Source organism: Streptomyces sp. NPDC051243 (assembly GCF_044455405.1).
In the GTDB taxonomy this organism is placed as follows: Bacteria; Actinomycetota; Actinomycetes; order Streptomycetales; family Streptomycetaceae; genus Streptomyces.
The window spans coordinates 184943-205633 of sequence record NZ_JBITES010000015.1; the positions used below are offsets into that span (position 1 = coordinate 184943).

General features: G+C 69.3%; 11 protein-coding genes. 2 read left to right on the top strand and 9 right to left on the bottom strand.

Annotation, left to right across the window (positions count from 1 at the left end):
* Positions 1-63: 63 nt before the first annotated feature.
* Both ACIBAG_RS33940 and nrdR read right to left on the bottom strand, forming a co-directional pair.
* Positions 64-2958 (bottom strand): vitamin B12-dependent ribonucleotide reductase, encoded by a 2895-nt coding sequence (locus ACIBAG_RS33940; protein WP_399110483.1) that lies wholly within the window; start codon positions 2956-2958, stop codon positions 64-66.
* A 165-nt stretch (positions 2959-3123) separates the two neighbouring features.
* The gene (nrdR, locus tag ACIBAG_RS33945) at positions 3124-3693 is read right to left on the bottom strand and encodes a transcriptional regulator NrdR (RefSeq protein ID WP_399110485.1); all 570 of its coding nucleotides are present in this window, start codon (positions 3691-3693) and stop codon (positions 3124-3126) included.
* 563 nt (positions 3694-4256) lie between these two features.
* Between nrdR and lexA the strand changes: the two genes are divergently transcribed.
* Positions 4257-5036, top strand: coding sequence for a transcriptional repressor LexA (gene lexA, locus ACIBAG_RS33950; RefSeq protein ID WP_031486406.1), 780 nt, complete (start codon positions 4257-4259; stop codon positions 5034-5036).
* Positions 5037-5234: 198 nt separating this feature from the next.
* Here the strand turns inward: lexA and ACIBAG_RS33955 are convergent, their stop codons facing one another.
* From ACIBAG_RS33955 to ACIBAG_RS33970, 4 genes are all read right to left on the bottom strand, one after another.
* Complete coding sequence (locus ACIBAG_RS33955) at positions 5235-7220, bottom strand: ATP-dependent DNA helicase (RefSeq protein WP_399110487.1); 1986 nt, start codon at positions 7218-7220, stop codon at positions 5235-5237.
* Positions 7221-7718: 498 nt separating this feature from the next.
* On the bottom strand, positions 7719-8555 hold the full coding sequence (locus tag ACIBAG_RS33960) for a GNAT family N-acetyltransferase (RefSeq protein ID WP_399110489.1): 837 nt from the start codon (positions 8553-8555) through the stop codon (positions 7719-7721).
* A gap of 167 nt (positions 8556-8722) precedes the next feature.
* Entirely contained in the window at positions 8723-10582 is a 1860-nt protein-coding gene (locus ACIBAG_RS33965) for an IucA/IucC family protein (protein ID WP_399110587.1), read from the bottom strand.
* A gap of 617 nt (positions 10583-11199) precedes the next feature.
* Positions 11200-12891, bottom strand: a complete 1692-nt coding sequence (locus ACIBAG_RS33970) for a diaminobutyrate--2-oxoglutarate transaminase family protein (protein ID WP_399110491.1) — start codon at positions 12889-12891, stop codon at positions 11200-11202.
* Between the two features lie 356 nt (positions 12892-13247).
* On the opposite strand from ACIBAG_RS33970, the gene ACIBAG_RS33975 reads away from it, so the two are divergent.
* Positions 13248-14468, top strand: coding sequence for a trypsin-like serine peptidase (locus tag ACIBAG_RS33975; RefSeq protein WP_399110493.1), 1221 nt, complete (start codon positions 13248-13250; stop codon positions 14466-14468).
* 224 nt (positions 14469-14692) lie between these two features.
* Here the strand turns inward: ACIBAG_RS33975 and hflX are convergent, their stop codons facing one another.
* From hflX to ACIBAG_RS33990, 3 genes are all read right to left on the bottom strand, one after another.
* On the bottom strand, positions 14693-16186 hold the full coding sequence (gene hflX / locus ACIBAG_RS33980; protein ID WP_399110495.1) for a GTPase HflX: 1494 nt from the start codon (positions 16184-16186) through the stop codon (positions 14693-14695).
* A gap of 209 nt (positions 16187-16395) precedes the next feature.
* Positions 16396-18069, bottom strand: a complete 1674-nt coding sequence (locus ACIBAG_RS33985; RefSeq protein WP_399110497.1) for a M1 family metallopeptidase — start codon at positions 18067-18069, stop codon at positions 16396-16398.
* A 212-nt stretch (positions 18070-18281) separates the two neighbouring features.
* Positions 18282-20588, bottom strand: a complete 2307-nt coding sequence (locus ACIBAG_RS33990; protein WP_399110499.1) for a RelA/SpoT family protein — start codon at positions 20586-20588, stop codon at positions 18282-18284.
* Between the last annotated feature and the right edge of the window lie 103 nt (positions 20589-20691).

The window sequence follows — 20691 nt, forward strand, 5'->3', positions numbered from 1 at the left end:
CTGCCGGTCAGCCAGGTGTGCGGGCTGCGTCGGACGTTGCGTCCAACGCGATTCCGCTCAGTATCAGCTGCAGCCGCTCGTCGAGCCGCAGCCCTCGCAGATGTAGCAGGAGCCGGCGCGCTGCATCTTCGTCCCGCAGGAGAAGCACAGCGGGGCGTCGGCCTGGATGCCGAGTTGCATCTCCACCAGTTCGGCGCTGGTGTGCGCCTGCTGCGGGGCGGGCTTGGCCGCCCCCGCGTCGGACTTCGGGGTGGCGACGGCCCTCAGCTCCTGGGCGCGCGGTGCCGACTGGGCCAGGCCCTCGACGTCGACCTCGTCCTCGTTGGGCTCGTACGAACCCGTCTCCAGGTGACGCTGACGCTCCTCGGCGGAGTGGATACCGAGCGCGGAGCGCGTCTCGAAGGGCAGGAAGTCGAGCGCGAGGCGGCGGAAGATGTAGTCGACGATCGACTGCGCCATACGCACGTCCGGGTCGTCCGTCATGCCGGCCGGCTCGAAGCGCATGTTCGTGAACTTCGAGACGTACGTCTCCAGCGGCACGCCGTACTGGAGGCCGACGGACACCGCGATGGAGAAGGCGTCCATCATGCCCGCGAGGGTCGAACCCTGCTTCGACATCTTCAGGAAGACCTCGCCGAGACCGTCGTCCGGGTAGGAGTTGGCGGTCATGTAGCCCTCGGCGCCGCCGACGGTGAAGGACGTGGTGATGCCGGGACGGCCCTTCGGGAGACGCTTGCGGACCGGGCGGTACTCGACGACCTTCTCGACCGTCTCACGGATGGTGGCCTCGGCCTTCTCCGTGATCTCGGCCTTCTCCTTCTCCTTGGTCTTGGCGGAGAGCGGCTGGCCGACCTTGCAGTTGTCACGGTAGATGGCGAGCGCCTTGACGCCCATCTTCCAGGCCTCGAAGTAGATCTCCTCGACCTCCTCGACGGTCGCCGACTCCGGCATGTTGACCGTCTTGGACAGGGCGCCGGAGATCCACGGCTGGATCGCGGCCATCATGCGGACGTGGCCCATCGCGGAGATGGAGCGCTCGCCCATGGCGCAGTCGAAGACCTCGTAGTGCTCGTGCTTGAGGCCCGGGGCGTCGACGACATTGCCGTGCTCGGCGATGTGGGCGACGATCGCCTCGATCTGCTCCTCCTGGTAGCCCAGGCGGCGCAGGGCCTGCGGGACGGTGCCGTTGACGATCTGCATCGAGCCGCCGCCGACCAGCTTCTTGAACTTGACCAGCGCGAGGTCGGGCTCGAGACCGGTGGTGTCGCAGGACATCGCCAGACCGATGGTGCCGGTCGGGGCGATGACGGACGCCTGGGAGTTACGGAAACCGTTCTTCTCACCGAGACGGAGCACGTCCTGCCAGGCCTCCGTGGCGGCGGCCCAGATCGGAGTGTCCAGGTCGTCCATGCGAACGGCCGCGGTGTTGGCGTCGGCGTGCTGCTTCATGACGCGCAGGTGCGGCTGGGCGTTGCGGGCGTAGCCGTCGTACGGGCCGACGACTGCGGCGAGTTCGGCGGAACGCTTGTACGAGGTGCCGGTCATCAGGGAGGTGATGGCACCGGCGAGAGCACGGCCGCCGTCCGAGTCGTAGGCGTGGCCGGTCGCCATCAGCAGGGCGCCGAGGTTGGCGTAGCCGATGCCGAGCTGGCGGAACGCGCGCGTGTTCTCACCGATCTTCTGCGTCGGGAAGTCCGCGAAGCAGATGGAGATGTCCATCGCGGTGATGACGAGCTCGACGACCTTCGCGAAGCGCTCGACGTCGAAGGACTGGTTGCCCTTGCCGTCGTCCTTCAGGAACTTCATCAGGTTCAGCGAGGCAAGGTTGCAGGACGTGTTGTCCAGGTGCATGTACTCGCTGCAGGGGTTCGAGCCGTTGATACGGCCGGACTCCGGGCAGGTGTGCCAGTGGTTGATGGTGTCGTCGTACTGGATGCCGGGGTCGGCGCAGGCCCAGGCGGCCTCGGCCATCTTGCGGAACAGGGCCTTGGCGTCGACCTCTTCGATGACCTCGCCGGTCATCCGCGCGCGCAGGCCGAACTTGCCGCCCTGCTCGACGGCCTTCATGAACTCGTCGTTCACGCGGACCGAGTTGTTGGCGTTCTGGTACTGGACGGACGTGATGTCGTCGCCGCCCAGGTCCATGTCGAAGCCCGCGTCACGCAGGGCGCGGATCTTCTCCTCTTCCTTCACCTTGGTCTCGATGAAGTCCTCGATGTCGGGGTGGTCGACGTCGAGGATGACCATCTTGGCGGCGCGGCGGGTGGCACCGCCTGACTTGATCGTTCCTGCGGAGGCGTCGGCACCGCGCATGAAGGAGACGGGGCCGGAGGCGTTGCCGCCGGAGGACAGCAGCTCCTTGGAGGAGCGGATGCGGGAGAGGTTCAGGCCGGCGCCGGAGCCGCCCTTGAAGATCATGCCCTCTTCCTTGTACCAGTCGAGGATGGACTCCATGGAGTCGTCGACGGAAAGGATGAAGCAGGCGGAGACCTGCTGGGGCTGCGGGGTACCGACGTTGAACCAGACGGGGCTGTTGAAGCTGAAGATCTGGTGCAGGAGGGCGTACGCCAGTTCGTGCTCGAAGATCTCCGCGTCGGCGGGCGAGGCGAAGTACTTGTAGTCCTCGCCGGCCTTCCGGTACGTCTTCACGATGCGGTCGATGAGCTGCTTCAGGCTCACCTCGCGCTGCGGGGTGCCGACGGCACCGCGGAAGTACTTGCTGGTGACGATGTTGACCGCGTTCACCGACCAGAAGTCGGGGAACTCGACGCCGCGCTGCTCGAAGTTGACCGAGCCGTCGCGCCAGTTGGTCATGACGACGTCACGGCGCTCCCAGGCCACCTCATCGTACGGGTGCACGCCGGGGGTGGTGTGGATGCGCTCGATACGCAGTCCCTTGGCCGCCTTGGTGCCCTTGGCGCGGGAACTCCGTGCCGGACCGCTCGCCGTCTCTGTCATGCCGCCTCCCTGTACGGGCTAAAACGCCCTGAAGTGCCCCGATGTTCCCCGTGGCACGGTGTTCTGTCTTGTGCTGCGGGCACCCTCTGATCGCCACCCGCAGCAGGTCTTGTGTCGCCGCCTCGCGGCCGGATCCGGAGTCCGAGGACCGGAGCCGGCCCGCCCTCAGTCGGCGGCGCTGGCGGGCACGGGGACCTGTGCAGCCCCGCCGGACCCGCGATCGTCTTCCCGGCCCCCCGCGACAGCCTCTGTGTCGCCTGCGCGGTCGTCGTCGTCCGCGGCGGGGCGTCCTGTCGCCTCCCTCAGTTCCGCGATCGCGGCCTCGAAGTCCTCGAGCGAGTCGAACGCCCGGTAGACGGAGGCGAATCGCAGATATGCGACGAGGTCGAGCTCCTGCAACGGGCCGAGTATGGCCAGCCCCACGTCATGGGTGGTCAGCTCGGCGCTTCCGGTGGCTCGCACCGCCTCCTCGACCCGTTGGCCGAGCTGGGCGAGTGCGTCCTCGGTGACAGGTCGTCCCTGGCATGCCTTGCGCACGCCGTTGATGACCTTGATACGGCTGAACGGCTCGGTGACTCCGGACCGCTTGATCACCATCAGCGAGCAGGTCTCCACAGTCGTGAAACGACGTGAGCAGTCAGGACACTGACGGCGCCTGCGGATCGACGTGCCGTCGTCGGTCGTACGGCTGTCGACCACACGGCTGTCGGGGTGCCTGCAGAAGGGGCAGTGCATAACTCCCAACCCTCCTCACAGCAGACTCAATAGCCTCGCTGGGCCTCATGGGCCCCTCGAAGCAGCCCCAAGCATAGGCGATCTCCGAGCGTCCGAAGACCGGGGGGACCACAACTTCTGGGCTGCTGCCGCAATCCAACCACTAGATGTGGGGATTGGCTCATACATGCACGCCATGCGCGCGTGTCGCGCACGCACGGGGCTGCGCGGCACTGCGACGCCGACACGCCGCACGCATGCGTGCACAGCCGTATCGCCGCGACACATACGGAGATACCGTGAGCGCCACACGGAGGGCACGTGGGGCTCCCGCACAGATGGGGGTCACTTCACGGTTGAACCGATGCCGGATGGCAGACTGGGGCAACGACCCACGAGGTCGTCCGCCGACGGTGAAGAGTACAACAATGGCCTCTTTTGTCCGCCGGGAAGCGCGTTAGCCATACACCCAGACACATGATCACGTCAGGCGATTCGCGATTTTTCACTCGAACGTGTGTTTGGCGCAACCTTTCGAAAGCAACTACCGTTGTGCAGCAGGGAGACCATCGAGAGGGGCCGACGTGACCACCACCGCAGACAGTGCCACCATCACTGCCCAGGACCGCTCCCAGAGCCGACTCGAGCCGGTGCATGCGATGAACGAAGCCATGAATCCCGAGGGACACAAGCGGTCCCTCCCGGGCCGACCTCCGGGCATCCGGGCGGACAGCTCTGGACTCACGGACCGGCAGCGCCGTGTGATCGAGGTCATCAGGGATTCCGTGCAGCGGCGCGGCTACCCGCCGTCGATGCGGGAGATCGGTCAGGCGGTCGGCCTGTCCAGCACGTCCTCGGTCGCACACCAGCTGATGGCACTGGAGCGCAAGGGCTTCCTCCGCCGCGACCCGCACCGTCCGCGCGCATACGAGGTGCGCGGCTCCGACCAGGCCGCCTCCGTACAGCCCACGGACACCGCGGGCAAGCCGGCCGCGTCGTACGTCCCGCTGGTCGGCCGTATCGCCGCAGGTGGCCCGATCCTCGCCGAGGAGTCGGTCGAGGACGTCTTTCCTCTCCCCCGGCAGCTGGTCGGCGACGGCGAGCTGTTCGTGCTGAAGGTCGTCGGTGACTCGATGATCGAAGCCGCGATCTGCGACGGCGACTGGGTCACGGTCCGACGCCAGCCGGTCGCCGAGAACGGCGACATCGTGGCCGCGATGCTCGACGGCGAGGCCACGGTCAAGCGCTTCAAGCGCGAGGACGGCCACGTCTGGCTCCTCCCGCACAACGCGGCGTACGAGCCGATCCCGGGCGACGACGCGACCATCCTGGGCAAGGTGGTGGCGGTGCTGCGCCGCGTGTGACGGCTGCGGCGGGCGAGGCCGAAGGGCGTCGCCCCCTGACCGGGCCCCGGGACCCCTGCGCCGGTTCCGGGGCCCTGTGCTTGCTCGGACCAGTTCCTGTGCGGATCTGCGCTTCTTGGTGCTGCGCAAGGCCCGCCGTCGCCGATTCCGGGTCGGGGTGGCCTGTCGCAGCGATGCGACAGGCCACCTCGTCCCCGGTCATTGCGGCTGGTCCGCCTCCGTCTGCTTCGCCGCCGCGTCGATCGCGGCCAGCGACTTCCGGACCTGGTTACGGTCCGTCGTGTACCAGAAGTCGGGCAGTGACGCCTTCAGATAGCTTCCGTACCGGGCCGTGGCCAGCCGCTGATCCAGTACGGCGACCACTCCGCGGTCCCCCGACGCCCGTACGAGGCGGCCGGCGCCCTGGGCCATGAGCAGCGCGGCATGGGTGGCCGCGACCGCCATGAAACCGTTGCCCCCGGCATCCTCCACGGCCTTCTGGCGAGCGCTCATCAGCGGGTCGTCCGGGCGGGGGAACGGGATCTTGTCCATGACGACCAGCTGGCAGCTGGGGCCGGGCACGTCGACGCCCTGCCAAAGGGAGAGCGTGCCGAACAGGCAGGTCTTCGGATCAGCCGCGAAGTTCTTGATCAGCTCGCCGAGGGTCTCCTCGCCCTGCAGAAGGATCGGGAACTCTGGAATGCGGGAGCGAAGTTCCTCGGCGGCCAGCTGAGCGGCCCGCATGGAGGAGAACAGGCCGAGTGTGCGGCCGCCCGCCGCCTGGATCAGTTCGGTCAGCTCGTCGAGCATGTCGGCCCGGTCGCCGTCCCGCGCGGGGCGTGACAGGTGCTTGGCGACGTACAGGATGCCCTGCTTGCGGTAATCGAAGGGCGAGCCGACGTCCACTCCCTTCCACTGCGGGAGGTCGTCGCCCTCCGTCCCCTCGGGTGCGAGGCCCAGGGACGCGCCCACGCCGTTGAAGTCGCCGCCCAGCTTCAAGGTCGCGGAGGTCAGGACGACGGAGCGGTCCGCGAAGAGCTTCTCCCTCAGGAGTCCCGACACGGACATGGGGGCCACGCGCAGGGACGCGCCAAAGCGGTCGTGGCGCTCGTACCAGACGACGTCCCACTCGGAGCCGTTGGTGATCCGCTCCGCCACGTCATGCACGGTCTCGACGGATGCGAGCGCCTGCTTGCGGACCGCGTCCTCGTCCTGCACGGACTTGTCGCGGGTGGCGCCGATCGCGGAGATGACGGTGCGGCAGGCGTCGCGCAGTGCCATGAGCGCGTAGGCGAGGTCCTCCGGGATCTCCTCCAGGCGGCCCGGCAGGGCCAGCTCCATCAGCCGTTCGAAGCCCTCGGCGGCGGTCTGGAGCTGGTCGGCGGCCTTCTCGTTGACGAGCTTCGCGGCCCGCCGCACCGCGCGGTTGACCTGGCCGGGAGTGAGTTCGCCAGTGGCGACTCCGGTGACCCGGGAAACCAGTTCGTGCGCCTCGTCGACGATCAGGACCTCGTGCTGCGGGAGGACCGGTGCGCCCTCGATGGCGTCGATCGCGAGCAGCGCGTGGTTGGTGACAACGACCTCCGAGAGCTTTGCCCGCTCACGCGCCATCTCGGCGAAGCATTCGGCGCCGTAGGCACACTTCGAAGCGCCGAGGCACTCCCGCGACGACACCGAGACCTGTGCCCAGGCCCGGTCGGACACACCGGGCGTCAGGTCGTCGCGATCGCCCGTCTCCGTCTCGTCCGCCCAGTCGCGCAGGCGCAGCAGGTCCTGGCCCAGCTTGCTGGTGGGCGCGGCCGCCTCGAACTGGTCGAAGAGGCCTTCCTCCTCATCCTGCGGGACGCCCTCGTGCAAGCGGTGCAGGCACAGGTAGTTGGACCTGCCCTTGAGCATCGCGAACTCGGGTCGACGCCGCAGCAGCGGGTGCAGCGCGTCGACGGTGCGCGGCAGGTCCCGCTCCACCAACTGGCGCTGCAGCGCCAACGTGGCCGTCGCCACGACGACGCGCTCCCCGTGCGCGAGCGCGGGCACCAGATAGCCCAGCGACTTTCCGGTGCCGGTGCCGGCCTGGACCAGCAGATGGGAGCTGCCGTCGATCGCCTCCGCGACGGATTCGGCCATGGTCACCTGGCCGGGGCGCTCCGTGCCACCGACGGCAGTGACGGCAGCATGCAGGAGTTCGGGGAGTGAGGGCTTCGTCATAGCGTGACAACCCTACGGCCCGGCACTGACAAGCGGGTGCTCACGGTGGAGGCGGGGGACGGGATCAAGACCGGGGGTTCCTCGGGCGGGGATCGGATTGGTTCGGGTTCGCACGGGGTCGGCTCGATTGAAGTCGGAAACGGCTCGAGCGCGATCGACGTCGGATCGGATGAGTCGAGTCGGATCGGATGAGTCGAGTCGGATCCGGTGCGTCGAGCGGTGCGGGTGAGTCGTGTCTGTTCGGTGCGTCGGGTCTGTTCGGTGCCTCGAGTCGGTTCGAGGGTGTCCGAGATGGTTCGGGGTCTGCTCAGGGTCTGGGTTCTCGTAGGGGCGAGCGGGGCCGGCGCCGCTCGCCGGGCGCCTCCCGGGACGACCCGGGGCACGGCAGATTTCGTCGCCGTCGAAATCGGTTCGGCGGGATCCGAGATCGATTGGTCGGCAGTGGGAACCGGATCGGCGCGAGCGGTGTACTAAAAGTGACGACGCTGCGACATGGCGTCACAGCAGATGGCGCAGACTCCGGTCTCTGACCATGAGGGCCGCCCGCTTGGCGGGCAGGTCGATCTCGGCAGAGAAACGGAAGCCGGCGCCCAGGAAAGCGGCGATGGAAGGAGTGTTGCGGATGTCGGGTTCGGCGACGACGCGAGCGCAGGCAGGCCGCTTGTCCAGCACGAGGTCGGCGACAGCCCGGAGCAGGGTTCCGCCGAGCCCTCTCCCTCGGTCCCCGACTGCTCCGATGAGGAGATGGAGTCCGGTGTCATGGGGCCGAGCCGGGTAGTGCCGGGCCAACGGGTCGAGGTCGGCCCGGTAGATCTCCCAGTAGCTCATCGGCGTGCCCTCCAGCATGCCCAGGCACGGAATGCTGCGGCCGTCGCCGCTGAGCTGGGATCGGAGATGTTCCTCCGCCGCGTCCTGTGGTCCGCCAAGACCCCAGAAGGCCGCGACGGCAGGGTCATTCATCCACCGGCTGATGATCGGGAGGTCTCGCTCGACACGTACGGGGACGAGGTGAAGCACTCCTGCCCGTGTGCTGATCGGTCCCCAGTCGGCAACGCCGTCGAGTAGATCATCGGCGATCGGGAGGACGGAGGCGGGTCCAGCCGTGCCGAAACCACCCGGGCTGCGCTCCCCATCCCTGTCGGTGTCCCTATCGGTGCTCTCCGTGAAGAGCGCGACGAATGCGTCGGGCAAGCGCAGGTCCAGCGTCTCCTCACTGTCTGCGCCCACGTCAGAGGCCTTCTGGATGGAGCTCTCACGAGAACACGGGCTCGTGGCGACGCCGATATCGGAGACGGGAACGGTGCCGGCGTTGGCACTCGCGTCGATGGGAGGCACGGCGACACTCCTCTCAGGAAGCGGGGAGGGTCATGTTCCCCAGAGATGAAGGAAGTTGGTGGAAGTCAGAGGCGTTGGTGCGGAAAAGCAGGCAGCGAACGGCATTGGTCGACCGTGGCCGTAAGCCGTGGTCGAAAGTGCGACGTGATGAGACGCGACAGCGGTGATCAGGAATGCAAGGGGTTGGCGATGGTGACGTATACGGACTGGGTCTCAACCGGTCCGACCAGCTCATCGAGGCCGTGCAGCCGGGTCAGCAGGTTGGCCTTGCAGCGCAGAACCGGTGAGTCGAGCAAGTGGGCAGGCAGTGGCGTACGCAGTCGATCGGGACCGGAGGCCAGATCGCCCAGGAACCTGCGGAAGGCGGCGAGCAGCAGTTGTTCGTCGACGAGATGTTGGGAGCCGAACGCTCCGATGAGACCACACACATTGTTGATCGCGAGGTAGTAGGCGAAGCGTTCGTCGCTGACCTCGTCCGAGACGAAGGTGTCACTGTGCTCGCCGATGCCGGGCAGCCGGGTATCGAGATCCGCGCGGCGGGACTCGCGGAAGTAGTAGCCCTGGTTGTCGCGGTAGCGGCCACCCGTGGGCCAACCATCGCCGTCCAGCAGGACCAACGTGTTCTGTTGGTGTGCCTCCAGGGCGATCCCCGCCTCGGCGTCCAGCCACAGCACTGGCCGCACGACCTGCTCGAGGTAGCGCAGGAACCACTCCACGGCTACGGCTCCACGAGGGCGACCCGTCCGGGCGGCCAGGCACATGATCAGCTCCGCAAGACGGGACTGCAGGGGCGGCCTGTCCGACCGTCGTGGACCAGTGGCGCCGCCCGTCTGCGCCCGAGGGCGCGGTGAGACGAGCCCGGCTACGCAGGACACATCGTCGGACGGCTGGAACGGGTTGTGCCGGATCATCACGTCTAGGCCGACGACCGGGTCGCCGTTCGGCGCATCCACGGCGAGCCAGGCCGGGTCGCGAACGATGTCGAATCCGGGGTGTGCGGCCTGCCACTGCGTCGAGAGGCCGCTGCGCAGGAGTCGATGGACCTCGACGCCCCGGTGCAACTCCTTTCGGAGGTTCTCCCGACGGGAGTTGGTGATGCGCAGGCCCAGCGACAGCTTGAGCATGGCCGTGGCGTCGGATCTGTGGACGGTTCGGACGGAGGAGGTGGGGTGCCAGGGTGCACCGTGGGCGCCGAGGTCCCGGAGCATTCCGGCGTCGAGGAGGGCCGCGGTCTCGGGACGATGCCGGACCTCCCGCGACTGCCAGGGATGTAGGGGCAGTGCCGCGTATCCGTCGGGCAAGGCGAGCCCGGGCCCGGCAAGGCGGGCGGTGAGCTGGGCTGCGGGCACCACACGGCCGCGCTCGGTCCATGCCGAGTCGGTGGCGAGGAGGGAGGGAGCGACAGCCAGCCAGTGCAGGGGAAAGGAGCCACCCGACTCGGGTGAGTACAGGCGGGATTCAGCCTCGGAGAGCCCCTCACGGCTCTTCGGGGTCGGGTGGAGTGGATGTCCGAGCATGAGTGCCTGCTCGGCGGTGAGGAAGAGGTCGGAGCCTTTGGCGGAAGTGTCCCGGCGATCGCGGATGAACGCGACGGTTCGTCGGACGGAGTCCGCGACGCGGGCGACGAGGTCGGTGGCAGCGGCAGTGGCGTCCGCTCCGCCGAGCGTCTCCCGGCTCAGCAGCGCCGCGACGGTGACGGCGTCGGTGGGTGGGGCGTGGTCGGGTGCGTCGGCGAGGCGGGGGAGACCGAAGCGGTGCCATCCCGTCGGGGACCAGTAGTGGACCGGGATCAACAGGGCCGTGCCGGTGGCAGGCAGGGGGACGCGGAGGGTCCCGTTGCCGGGAGCCGGGATGGCGGTCTCACGAACCCAGCAGCGGAGCAGGTTCTCCACGGCGGCGGCCTGGGCCACAGTGTGCGGGTCGGGATGCTCCAGGGTGTCGACGGTGGCGCCGTGCAGCCACTCGGGGTGTGGGGCACCTGACTGCGCCGGCGGCCGTACCGGCTCCTGCGCGCCGGCACCTACCAGTGCAGATGTGGGTTCCTGCGGCGCGCCTCCCTCCCGCGCCGGTGCACCGTCCTGCGCAGGTGCACCTGCCAGGACGGGATCACCTGCGGGGGTGGACGCACCTGGCGGGACAGCACTGTCTGCCGGGCCGGATGCGCCTGGCGGGGCAGGCGTACCCGGGGCTGACGCACCTGCCGGGGCCGGGGTGCCTGCCAGGGCGGACGTACCCGCCGGGATGGGGGCACCGGCCTGTGAGGAAGCGCGTCGCCGGCCGCGGGGAGCGGGCTCGGTCGTCGGTGGGTGCGGCTGTTGCTGGGGGAGGTGTGCGTCGGAGGAGCCTCGCGCGCGGGTGTCGGCCCGGCCGTCGGGTGTGGTGGTGGTGATCAAGGCTGGTCCTCTTGAGGTGGTTCCGGCTCGTGCAGGACTGCCGGAGTTCTGCGATGAGGGCGGGGCGTGGGCTTGAAGTCCGCGGTAGCGATCTGTGGTTGGAGGAGGTGTGTCTGTTGGGAGCGAGGTTCGGAGCGCAAGTGATGTGCGGTTTGGGAGCGGGCCGTGACTCGGAAGTGGGTGAGCCGACGAACGCCGAGGCGAGGGCACCTGTTGCGGTGCGTGTCGGCGCGTCCTCCTGGCCTGCTGCGCTACCCCGCCCGGTCGGCCCGGTCGTCGTGTCGGCGGTGCCGTGGGTTCGGCCGGAGCGTCGGGGGGCCGGCCGTGCGGCCGCGGGAGACCGCGTCCACGGCGTCGGCCAACCGGTCCAGTACCGCGTCTGCCTGTTCGTCGCTGATGGTCAGGGGCGGAAGCAGCCGTACGACGCTCGAGTGGCGGCCGCCGAGTTCGACGATCAGCCCCCGTCGCAGACACTCGCGCTGGATGGCGACGGCGAGTTCCGGGGCGGCGGGTCGAGGGTGACGATCCGTGCCGTGCGCTGTCGCTGCCGCAACCACCCGACCGGTCGAGGCGCGGCCTGCCCAGGGGCTGCCTGCATTACCGGCGGGCTCGCCCCCGGCCGGGACACCCCTCCCACCTCCAGCACGACCGAGATCAGCGGCACTCCCCTCGACCTGGTCGGGGGCGCCGCTGTCCCCTTCAAGAGCAGCCAGAAGCTCCAGGCCGGGCCCGCCGCCCGCCCTCTCGATCCCGGGCAAGGCCGCCGGGAGTTCCTCGGCGCGCTCGGGGTCGTTCTCCGGCTCCACCACCTCGACCCCGATCATCAGCCCCCTCCCCCGCACATCCCCGATGCACGCGAACTCGCCCGCGAACCGGTGGAGTCGGCTGAGCATTCGCGAGCCGAGCTCAGCCGCCCGCTCGGCGAGACGGTTCTCGCGGACGTAGGCGAGCGTCGCCGTGCCGGCGGCCATGGCGAGTTGGTTGCCGCGGAAGGTGCCGGCGTGGGCGCCGGGCTGCCAGGCGTCGAGGTCGTCGCGGTAGACGATGACGGCCAGGGGGAGGCTGCCTCCGATGGCCTTGGAGAGGACCATCACATCAGGGGTGACGCCGCTGTGCTCCACCGCCCAGAAGGAGCCGGTACGCCCGACCCCCGTCTGCACCTCGTCGGCGATAAGCGGGATGGATCGGTCGGCTGTGATCTGCCGCATGCGCCGCATCCAGCCGTCCGGCGCGGGGATCACCCCACCCTCGCCCTGGACGGGTTCGAGGATCATCCCGGCGGGACGCGGTACGCCCGACTTGGGGTCGTCGAGCACGGATTCGGTCCAGCGAGCGGCGAGTTCGGCGCCGCGTTCACCGCCGACGCCGAAGGGGCAGCGGTAGTCCTGCGGGTAGGGCAGGCGCGCGACCCGTACGTCGTAGGCGCCCCCGGATGCTTCGAGCGCTCCGGCGGTCATGCCGTGGTAGGCGCCGCTGAAGGCGAGTATTCCGGTGCGTCCGGTCGCGGCCCGGACGAGCTTGAACGCGGCCTCCACCGCATCGGTGCCGGCCGGTCCGCAGAACTGCACGCGCGCGTGCCCGGCGAGACCGGGCGGCAGGGTGTGGAACAACTCGGTGATGAAGGCGTCCTTGACGGGGGTCGCCAGGTCGAGGACGTGCAGTGGTGCGCCCGAGTCGAGGACCTTGCGGATGGCCTCCAGGACGACCGGGTGATTGTGTCCGAGCGCCAAGGTGCCGGCGCCCGAGAGGCAGTCCAGGTAGCGGCGTCCGTCCGCGCCCTCGATGGTCAGCCCGCGCGCCCGCACGGGCACGATCGGCAGGGCACGCGCGTAGGTGCGCGCCGCCGACTCACGTGCCGACTGCCGTCGCAGGATCCCCTCGTGCACGGCGCGCGCTCCCGCCGACTCGGATGTCCCCCCGCGCAAAGATTCGGTCACGGCCATGGCTCCCTGTCCTCCCGCTGTCCAGGGGCGAGCAGGTCTCTCGCATCCTCGCCCGACCCGACATACGAAGCCCCGCGAGCGTCCACTCGAAACTCCGGGGAACTGGGCACTGGAGGCCGTCCACGGTCGGCGGGCCCCCAACCGCTACCAACACCGGACCGTTCACCGGGTTACGGGTTGCTTCAAGATCCTTGTCGTAGCGAAACCGTTGCCGTTCCATCGGAACTCCCCCACAGAGAGCGCATAGTGTGTGATGCCGTCCCAACGCGCCGTGACATCACGCGAGATCAGCGAGTGATCAGCGGGAGTCCATGACCGCGGCGCCTTAGTACTGCCACCTCAGGGGGAGTCAGATCATGCGATCGATACGGCCGTCGTTCACCGCTCGCCGAGGGAGGAGCGCGCGCCGCAGAACCTCCCCGCTGCCCGTGATCGCGCTCGCCGCGGCGTTGGCCCTCAGCGTCACGGCCTGTGAGTCGGGCAACGCCGAGGTGAGCGGCGAGGCCACCGCGTCCGCCGCGGCCGGGGGCGACGGCAAGATCACGATCCCGGACGACATCAAGGACAAGCTCAAGGAGCACGGGATCGACGTCGACAAGTGGAAGGACGGCGCCTGGAAGGAGTGGGACAAGGAGGACTGGCTGCGCGAGGCCAAGGACTTCATCAACCCGATCATCGAAGGACTTTGGGACCCGGACCGCATGCGGGAGGCCGAGGACCCCGACCGCGGTGTCGAAGAGAGCGACCTCTCCGGTGACCAGGGTGTGACCGACCCGACGCCGGCGCCGGTGGACGCGCAGGCCGTGTCGCCCACGTACCACGCCAACGCCCCCGAGCTGGGCAAGGTGTTCTTCGACTCCCCCGACGGCCCGTCCGTCTGCTCGGCGACGGTCGTGCAGGACCCGGCGAACCCCGGCAAGTCCAACATGGTGTGGACCGCGGGCCACTGTGTGCACGCGGGCAAGAGCGGCGGCTGGTACCGCAACATCACGTTCGTGCCCTCGTACAACGACACGGGGATCGAAACGGCGAAGTTGAAGGACGCCACCCGGGAGCAGGTCGCTCCGTACGGTGCGTGGTGGGCCGACTGGGCGAAGACCTCGGACCAGTGGATCGCGCAGGGCGGTTTGACCGGCGGGGAAGGTGCGCCGTACGACTTCGCCGTGCTGCATGTGCAGCCGGAGGCGGGGAGCAACGGCAAGTCCCTGGAGGAGACGGTGGGTTCGGCCCTTCCGGTGAACTTCAACGCCCCGGCCGTGCCTGACATGGCCGGCATCAAGGCGATGGGTTACCCGGAGGCTGCGCCGTTCGACGGCCAGAAGATGTACCAGTGCCAGGACAAGCCGGGTCGGCTGTCGCTCAGCGCCTCGGAGCCGACGATGTACCGCATCGGCTGCACCATGACCGGTGGTTCGTCCGGTGGCGGCTGGATCGCGACGGGCTCGGACGGCAAGCCTGCGCTCGTGTCCAACACCTCGATCGGCCCGGAGGACAACACTTGGCTCGCAGGCCCGCGGCTGGGCGAGGAGGCCAAGGGCATCTACGACGCGGTGAGTGAGAAGTACGCCGGCCAGTGATACCCCGGGGTGCCGCTCAGCGGCGGCACCGTGGGTATCGGAGGCGGGACGGTGGGAGAAACCCTCACGGTCCCGCCGACGTTCGCCCCTCAACTCGCTGAAGGCCCGCTCCCTATAACAGGGGGCGGGCCTTCGGCCGTTCTACACCAGCTCGGGCTGCCTTCTGACGGTGCCCCAGGCAGGCTGCCTACGACGGCTCGGACGGTCGATCCGGAACGTACGGCTCAGACGGTCGGGGCTGGAACGTACGGCGCGAGATCCGCCGCCAGTTCCTCATGCACGCGCACCTTGAGCAGCGTGCCCTCCGGGGTGTGTTCCTCGGAGATCACCTCGCCCTCGGTGTGGGCGCGGGCGACCAGCTTGCCGTGTGTGTACGGCACGAGCGCCTCGATCTCGATCGACGGACGCGGCAGCTCGTTGTCGATCAGCGCGAGCAGTTCGTCGATCCCCCGGCCGGTGCGGGCCGAGACGGCGATGGAGCGCTTCTCGATCCGCATGAGCCGCTGCAGCGTCAGCGGGTCGGCCGCGTCCGCCTTGTTGATCACGACGATCTCCGGTACGTCGGTCGCGCCGACGTCCCTGATGACCTCGCGCACGGCGGCCAGCTGCTCCTCCGGGTTCGGGTGCGAGCCGTCCACCACGTGCAGGATCAGGTCGGACTCGCCGACCTCCTCCATGGTGGAACGGAAGGCCTCGACCAAGTGGTGCGGCAGGTGCCGTACGAAACCGACCGTGTCGGCCAGTGTGTACAGCCTTCCGCCCGGGGTCTCGGCCCGGCGTACGGTCGGGTCGAGGGTCGCGAACAGGGCGTTCTCGACCAGCACGCCCGCGCCCGTGAGGCGGTTGAGCAGGGAGGACTTGCCGGCGTTGGTGTAGCCGGCGATGGCGACCGAGGGCACCTTGTTGCGCTTGCGCTCCTGGCGCTTGATCTCGCGGCCGGTCTTCATCTCCGCGATCTCCCGGCGCATCTTCGCCATCTTCTCGCGGATCCGGCGCCGGTCGGTCTCGATCTTGGTCTCACCGGGACCACGGGTGGCGAGGCCGCCGCCCTTGCCGCCGCCCATCTGCCGGGACAGCGACTGACCCCAGCCTCGCAGCCTCGGCAGCATGTACTGCATCTGCGCGAGCGCGACCTGCGCCTTGCCCTCTCGGGACTTGGCGTGCTGGGCGAAGATGTCGAGGATCAGGGCCGTACGGTCGATGACCTTGACCTTGACGACGTCTTCGAGGTGGATGAGCTGGCCGGGGCTGAGCTCACCGTCGCAGATGACAGTGTCCGCGCCCGTCTCGAGCACGATGTCCCGCAGCTCGTCGGCCTTGCCGGAGCCGATGTAGGTGGCCGCGTCGGGCTTGTCGCGGCGCTGGATCACGCCGTCGAGCACAAGGGCGCCCGCGGTCTCCGCGAGGGCGGCGAGCTCGGCCAGCGAGTTCTCCGCGTCCTGCACGGTCCCCGAGGTCCACACCCCGACGAGCACGACCCGCTCCAGACGGAGCTGGCGGTACTCGACCTCGGTGACGTCCTCGAGCTCGGTGGAGAGGCCCGCCACACGGCGCAGAGCCGCGCGCTCGGAGCGGTCGAACTGGTCGCCGTCCCGCTCTCCGTCGATCTCGTGGCTCCAGGCGACGTCCTCTTCCATCAGGGCATCGGCCCGGAGACCTTCGGCGTAGCTGTGCGCGAAGCGCTGAGTGTCCTGGGAAAAGGAAGAAGAGGAGGTCATTTGGTCCTTACGTCCATGGGGAATCCGTTTGCGCCGACAGTGGCAGTGACAGCTGCGCTTCGGAGCGTGTCCGTAGCGCCCGGAAACTGATCCGTCACTGCACCCAACGCACGAGTGCCCCGGAAGATTCCCGTGCCCCGTGCCGCGCCGACCCGAAAATGGTCGCACGGCACGGGGCGTCTCGTCACCGCCTTATTTCGCGGTCCTCCTTATTTCGCGGTCCTCGCGGTCCTCGCCGCCTTCCCGGCCTTCCCGGCCTTCCCGGCCTTCCCGGCCTTCATGGTCTTCAGGGTCTTCGTGACCTTCCCAGTCCCGGCCTTCCCAGCTTTCCCGCTCTTCGCGGCCGTCTTGGTCTTCCCGCTCTTCCCGGCCTTCTTCTCCGGATCCGCTGCCTTCCACTCCGGCTGACCGGGCATCGGCGGGGTCTTCTCCCCGTACAGCCAGGCGTGCATGAACCCGTCGAGGTGGCGTCCCGAGATCTCCTCCGCCAGGGCGACGAAGTCCGCGGTCGAGGCGGAACTGTCCTGGTGGCGGCTCACCCACGCGCGTTGCAGGCTCTCGAAGGCCGGGCTGCCGATCTCCTGGCGGAGCGCGTACAGGACCAGGGCCGCGCCGTCGTAGACGTTCGGCCGGAAGATGCCGTTCTTCTTGCCGGGAGCGGGCACCTTGGGGGCCGCGGGTGGTCCACCGGCCGCGCGCCAGCGGTCCGAGGCGGCGTACGCGGCCTTCATCCGTGCCTCCAGCGGTCTGTCGGCCTTCTCCGCCGCGTACAGGGCCTCGTACCAGGTGGCGTGCCCCTCGCTGAGCCACAGGTCGGACCAGGTACGCGGGCTGACACTGTCGCCGAACCACTGGTGCGCCAGCTCATGGACCATGATCGACTCGACGAACCACTTGGGGAACGCTGACTCGGTGAAGAGCCCTCTCTCGAAGAGAGAGAGGGTCTGGGTCTCCAGCTCGAAGCCGGTGGCGGCGTCGGCCACGAGCAGGCCGTACGTTTCGAAGGGGTACCGTCCGAGCTTGTTCTCCATCCAGGAGATCTGTCCGGGAGTCTTCTTCAGCCACGGTTCGAGCCGCTCACGGTGCGCGGTGGGTACGACGTCCCGCACGGGCAGTCCGTGCGGGCCGGTGCGGTGCAGCACCGTGGAGCGGCCGATGGAGATTTGGGCGAGCTCGGTGGCCATGGGGTGCCTGGTGCGGTACGTCCATGTCGTCGTCCTGCCCGCGCGGTCCACGTCGGTTCGCAGACCGTTGGCGACAGCGGTGTAGCCGTTGGGCGCGGTGACCCGGATGGTGAACATCGCCTTGTCGGAGGGGTGGTCGTTGCACGGGAACACCACGTGGGCGGCGTCAGCCTGGTTGGCCATCGCGAGGCCGTCGGCGGTGCGCACCCAGCCGCCCTCCCGCTCCTTCCCGTACCTGGGATCGCTGGTGTGCCGCACGGTGATCCGCGTCCAGTTGCTGTCGGGCAACGGCTCCTCCGGCGTGACCACGAGGTCCTCACCGGCACTGCTGAACGAGGCGGGCTCCCCGTCGACCTCGACGGACTCGACCTTGCCGTGGGCGAAGTCCAGATTGATGCGGTCGAGGTCCGTGGTCGTCCAGGCTTCGATCGTGGTGACGGCTTGGAGGGGCTTGGTGTTGGTCCCCGAATAGGTGAACGAGAGGTCGTACGACGCCACGTCGTAGCCGGGGTTGCCCAGGTACGGGTAGAGGCGGTCGCCGACACCCAGGGGTGTGGCGGGGGCGCTCGCGGCGACGAGACAGGTGGAGACGGCCACGGCGAGCAGCGCGGGCGTCTTGAGACGCCGGGTGGATCGGGGACGGGAGTGAGTGGCGCCAGGGACTGGTCGCCGAGCCTCGTTGCGGGGGGTGAGCAGCATGATCCACGGCTATCAGCGCGCGTGCGCGAGGCGTGGACGACGCGCGACCGGCCCACTCGAACGGGTATGTCAGGTGGGTGCAGGGTTTAAGGGACGGCGTGGCTGGGCCCGGCTTGCCTTCATGCACGTCACCGCAGGTCAGCGGCCCGACATGGCACCGGCCACAGAGGCACCGCCTGAAGCCCGTCACGCCCGGCGTGAACCGTCCCCCGTCACGCCCCCTGCATCTGCGGCTGGGCCCTGCTCACGTCATACACGCCCGCCACGTTCCGCATGGCTCGCATCAGCCCCGGAAGCTGGGCCGCGTCCGGGAGTTGGACGGTGTAGGTGTGGCGCACCCGCTGCTGGCTGGGTGGCTCGACCGTGGCCGAGACGATCTCCGCGCCCTCCACGGCCATCGCCTCCGTGAGGTCGGCCAGGAGGTGCGGGCGAACGAACGATTCGGCGACCAGCGTTACCCGGCACTCGGTGGAGTCCCCCCAGCGCACGCCGACCTCCGTGCGCCCCGCGCTCTTCATCCGCGCTACCGCCGCGCACTCCACGCGGTGGACGGTCACCACTCCCCCGCGTACCGAGAACCCGGTGACCTCGTCGGGCGGTACGGGCGTACAGCAGCCGGCGAGGCGTACGGTCGCGCCGGGCGGGTCGACGAGGACGCTGGCAGCGCCGGAGCGACCGGCCGACCCCTGGTCGACCCGGCGGACAGCTGATCCCCCGTCGCCGCGGCGGGCGTCCACTGCTTCTGCCGCCCGGCGAGCATCCGGATCCCCGTCGGCGGGGCGGTCGGCCCCCGTCTCGGCTGCCGGAGCGGCGTCCGGCCCGTCATCCTCGACAGCCTCCCGGCCCGACGGTCCGTCGGCCGTGGCCCGGAAAGGCACCGTCCCGGCCCGCTCGCCACCGACGGGGTCGCCCTGCGACGGGTGGGCGGCCAGCCACCGTTGGATGGCGATGCGGGCCGCGGGCGTGTGGGCATGCTCCAGCCACTCCCTGGAGGGCTCCGAGGCAGGGTCCTGGCCCATGAGGAGCTGAACGGTGTCGCCGTCCCGCAGAACCGTGCTGAGCGTCGCCAGGCGGCCGTTGACGCGGGCGCCGATGCACGCGTGCGCGTCCTCGCCGTACTGCGCGTAGGCGGCGTCCACACAGGTCGCGCCCTCGGGCAGGCCCAGGGTGCCGCCGTCGGGCCGGAAGACGGTGATCTCGCGGTCCTGGGCGAGGTCCTCGCGCAGGGTGGACCAGAAGGTGTCCGGGTCGGGTGCGCCCTCCTGCCAGTCCAGGAGACGGGACAGCCAGCCGGGGCGGGTGGGGTCCACGCGCTCGCCGTCACTCGAGGCGGTCTGCTCCTCCGAAGGAGGAGCGTAGGGATTGCCGAGTGCTACGACACCGGCCTCGGCGACCTTGTGCATCTGGTGGGTGCGAATGAGGACTTCGGTGACCTGGCCGTCCTCGCGGGCGACGGCGGTGTGCAGCGACTGGTACAGGTTGAACTTCGGGACGGCGATGAAGTCCTTGAACTCCGAGACGACGGGGGTCATACACGTGTGCAGTTCGCCCAGGACGCCGTAACAGTCCGCGTCCTCGTTCACCAGCACCAGCAGCCGCCCGAAGTCGGCCCCCCGCAGCCGCCCGCGCTTGCGGGACACCCTGTGCACCGAGACGAAGTGCCGCGGCCGGATCAGGACTTCGGCCTGGATGTCGGCCTCGCGCAGAACCCTGCGCATCTCGTCGGCCATCTCGGCGAGCGGATCGTCCGCGCGGGAGGCGTTTTCGACGATCAGCTCCCGGGTGTGCTCGTACTCGTCGGGGTGCAGGATCGCGAAGACCAGATCCTCCAGTTCGGTCTTGAGCGCCTGGACGCCGAGTCGTTCGGCGAGCGGGATGAGGACGTCGCGGGTGACCTTGGCGATGCGGGCCTGTTTCTCGGGGCGCATCACGCCGAGGGTGCGCATGTTGTGCAGCCGGTCGGCGAGTTTGATCGACATCACGCGGACGTCGTTGCCGGTGGCGACGAGCATCTTGCGGAAGGTCTCGGGCTCGGCGGCGGCGCCGTAGTCGACCTTCTCCAGCTTTGTCACGCCGTCGACGAGGAAGCGGACCTCCGCGCCGAACTGCTCGCCGACCTGATCGAGCGTCACGTCTGTGTCCTCGACGGTGTCGTGCAGCAATGAGGCCGTCAAGGTCGTGGTCTCGGCGCCGAGTTCGGCGAGGATCAGGGTCACGGCGAGCGGGTGGGTGATGTACGGCTCGCCGCTCTTGCGCATCTGGCCGCGGTGCGAGGACTCGGCCAGCACATAGGCGCGGCGCAGCGGTTCGAGGTCGGCGTCGGGGTGGTGGGCGCGGTGGGCGTCGACGACATGGCTGATCGCGTCGGGCAGCCGGTCGCGCGACGCGGGGCCGAGCAGCGCCGCCCGGCCGAGGCGGCGCAGATCGATCCGGGCGCGGGCCTTCCTGCGGGGCACGGCAGGCGTCGCAGGGCCTGCTACCGGGCCTGGCGTCGCGGGGTTCGTGGCCTCCGCACTCATGGGCACCTCCGGCTGCGTGGACCGGCGGACGGGGTGCCCCATGGCGGACACGGCACAGGGGATGGCGACTTCTCCCCCGTCCGGGCCGGTGCTTGATGCTACC

What these genes read in the sequence shown, in the direction of transcription:
- ACIBAG_RS33985 (WP_399110497.1), bottom strand. Translation starts at nt 18,069, where the DNA reads ATGCTGCTCACCCCCCGCAACGAGGCTCGGCGACCAGTCCCTGGCGCC.
- ACIBAG_RS33975 (WP_399110493.1), top strand. Translation starts at nt 13,248, where the DNA reads ATGCGATCGATACGGCCGTCGTTCACCGCTCGCCGAGGGAGGAGCGCG.
- hflX (WP_399110495.1), bottom strand. Translation starts at nt 16,186, where the DNA reads ATGACCTCCTCTTCTTCCTTTTCCCAGGACACTCAGCGCTTCGCGCAC.
- ACIBAG_RS33940 (WP_399110483.1), bottom strand. Translation starts at nt 2,958, where the DNA reads ATGACAGAGACGGCGAGCGGTCCGGCACGGAGTTCCCGCGCCAAGGGC.
- nrdR (WP_399110485.1), bottom strand. Translation starts at nt 3,693, where the DNA reads ATGCACTGCCCCTTCTGCAGGCACCCCGACAGCCGTGTGGTCGACAGC.
- ACIBAG_RS33970 (WP_399110491.1), bottom strand. Translation starts at nt 12,891, where the DNA reads ATGGCCGTGACCGAATCTTTGCGCGGGGGGACATCCGAGTCGGCGGGA.
- ACIBAG_RS33955 (WP_399110487.1), bottom strand. Translation starts at nt 7,220, where the DNA reads ATGACGAAGCCCTCACTCCCCGAACTCCTGCATGCTGCCGTCACTGCC.
- ACIBAG_RS33990 (WP_399110499.1), bottom strand. Translation starts at nt 20,588, where the DNA reads ATGAGTGCGGAGGCCACGAACCCCGCGACGCCAGGCCCGGTAGCAGGC.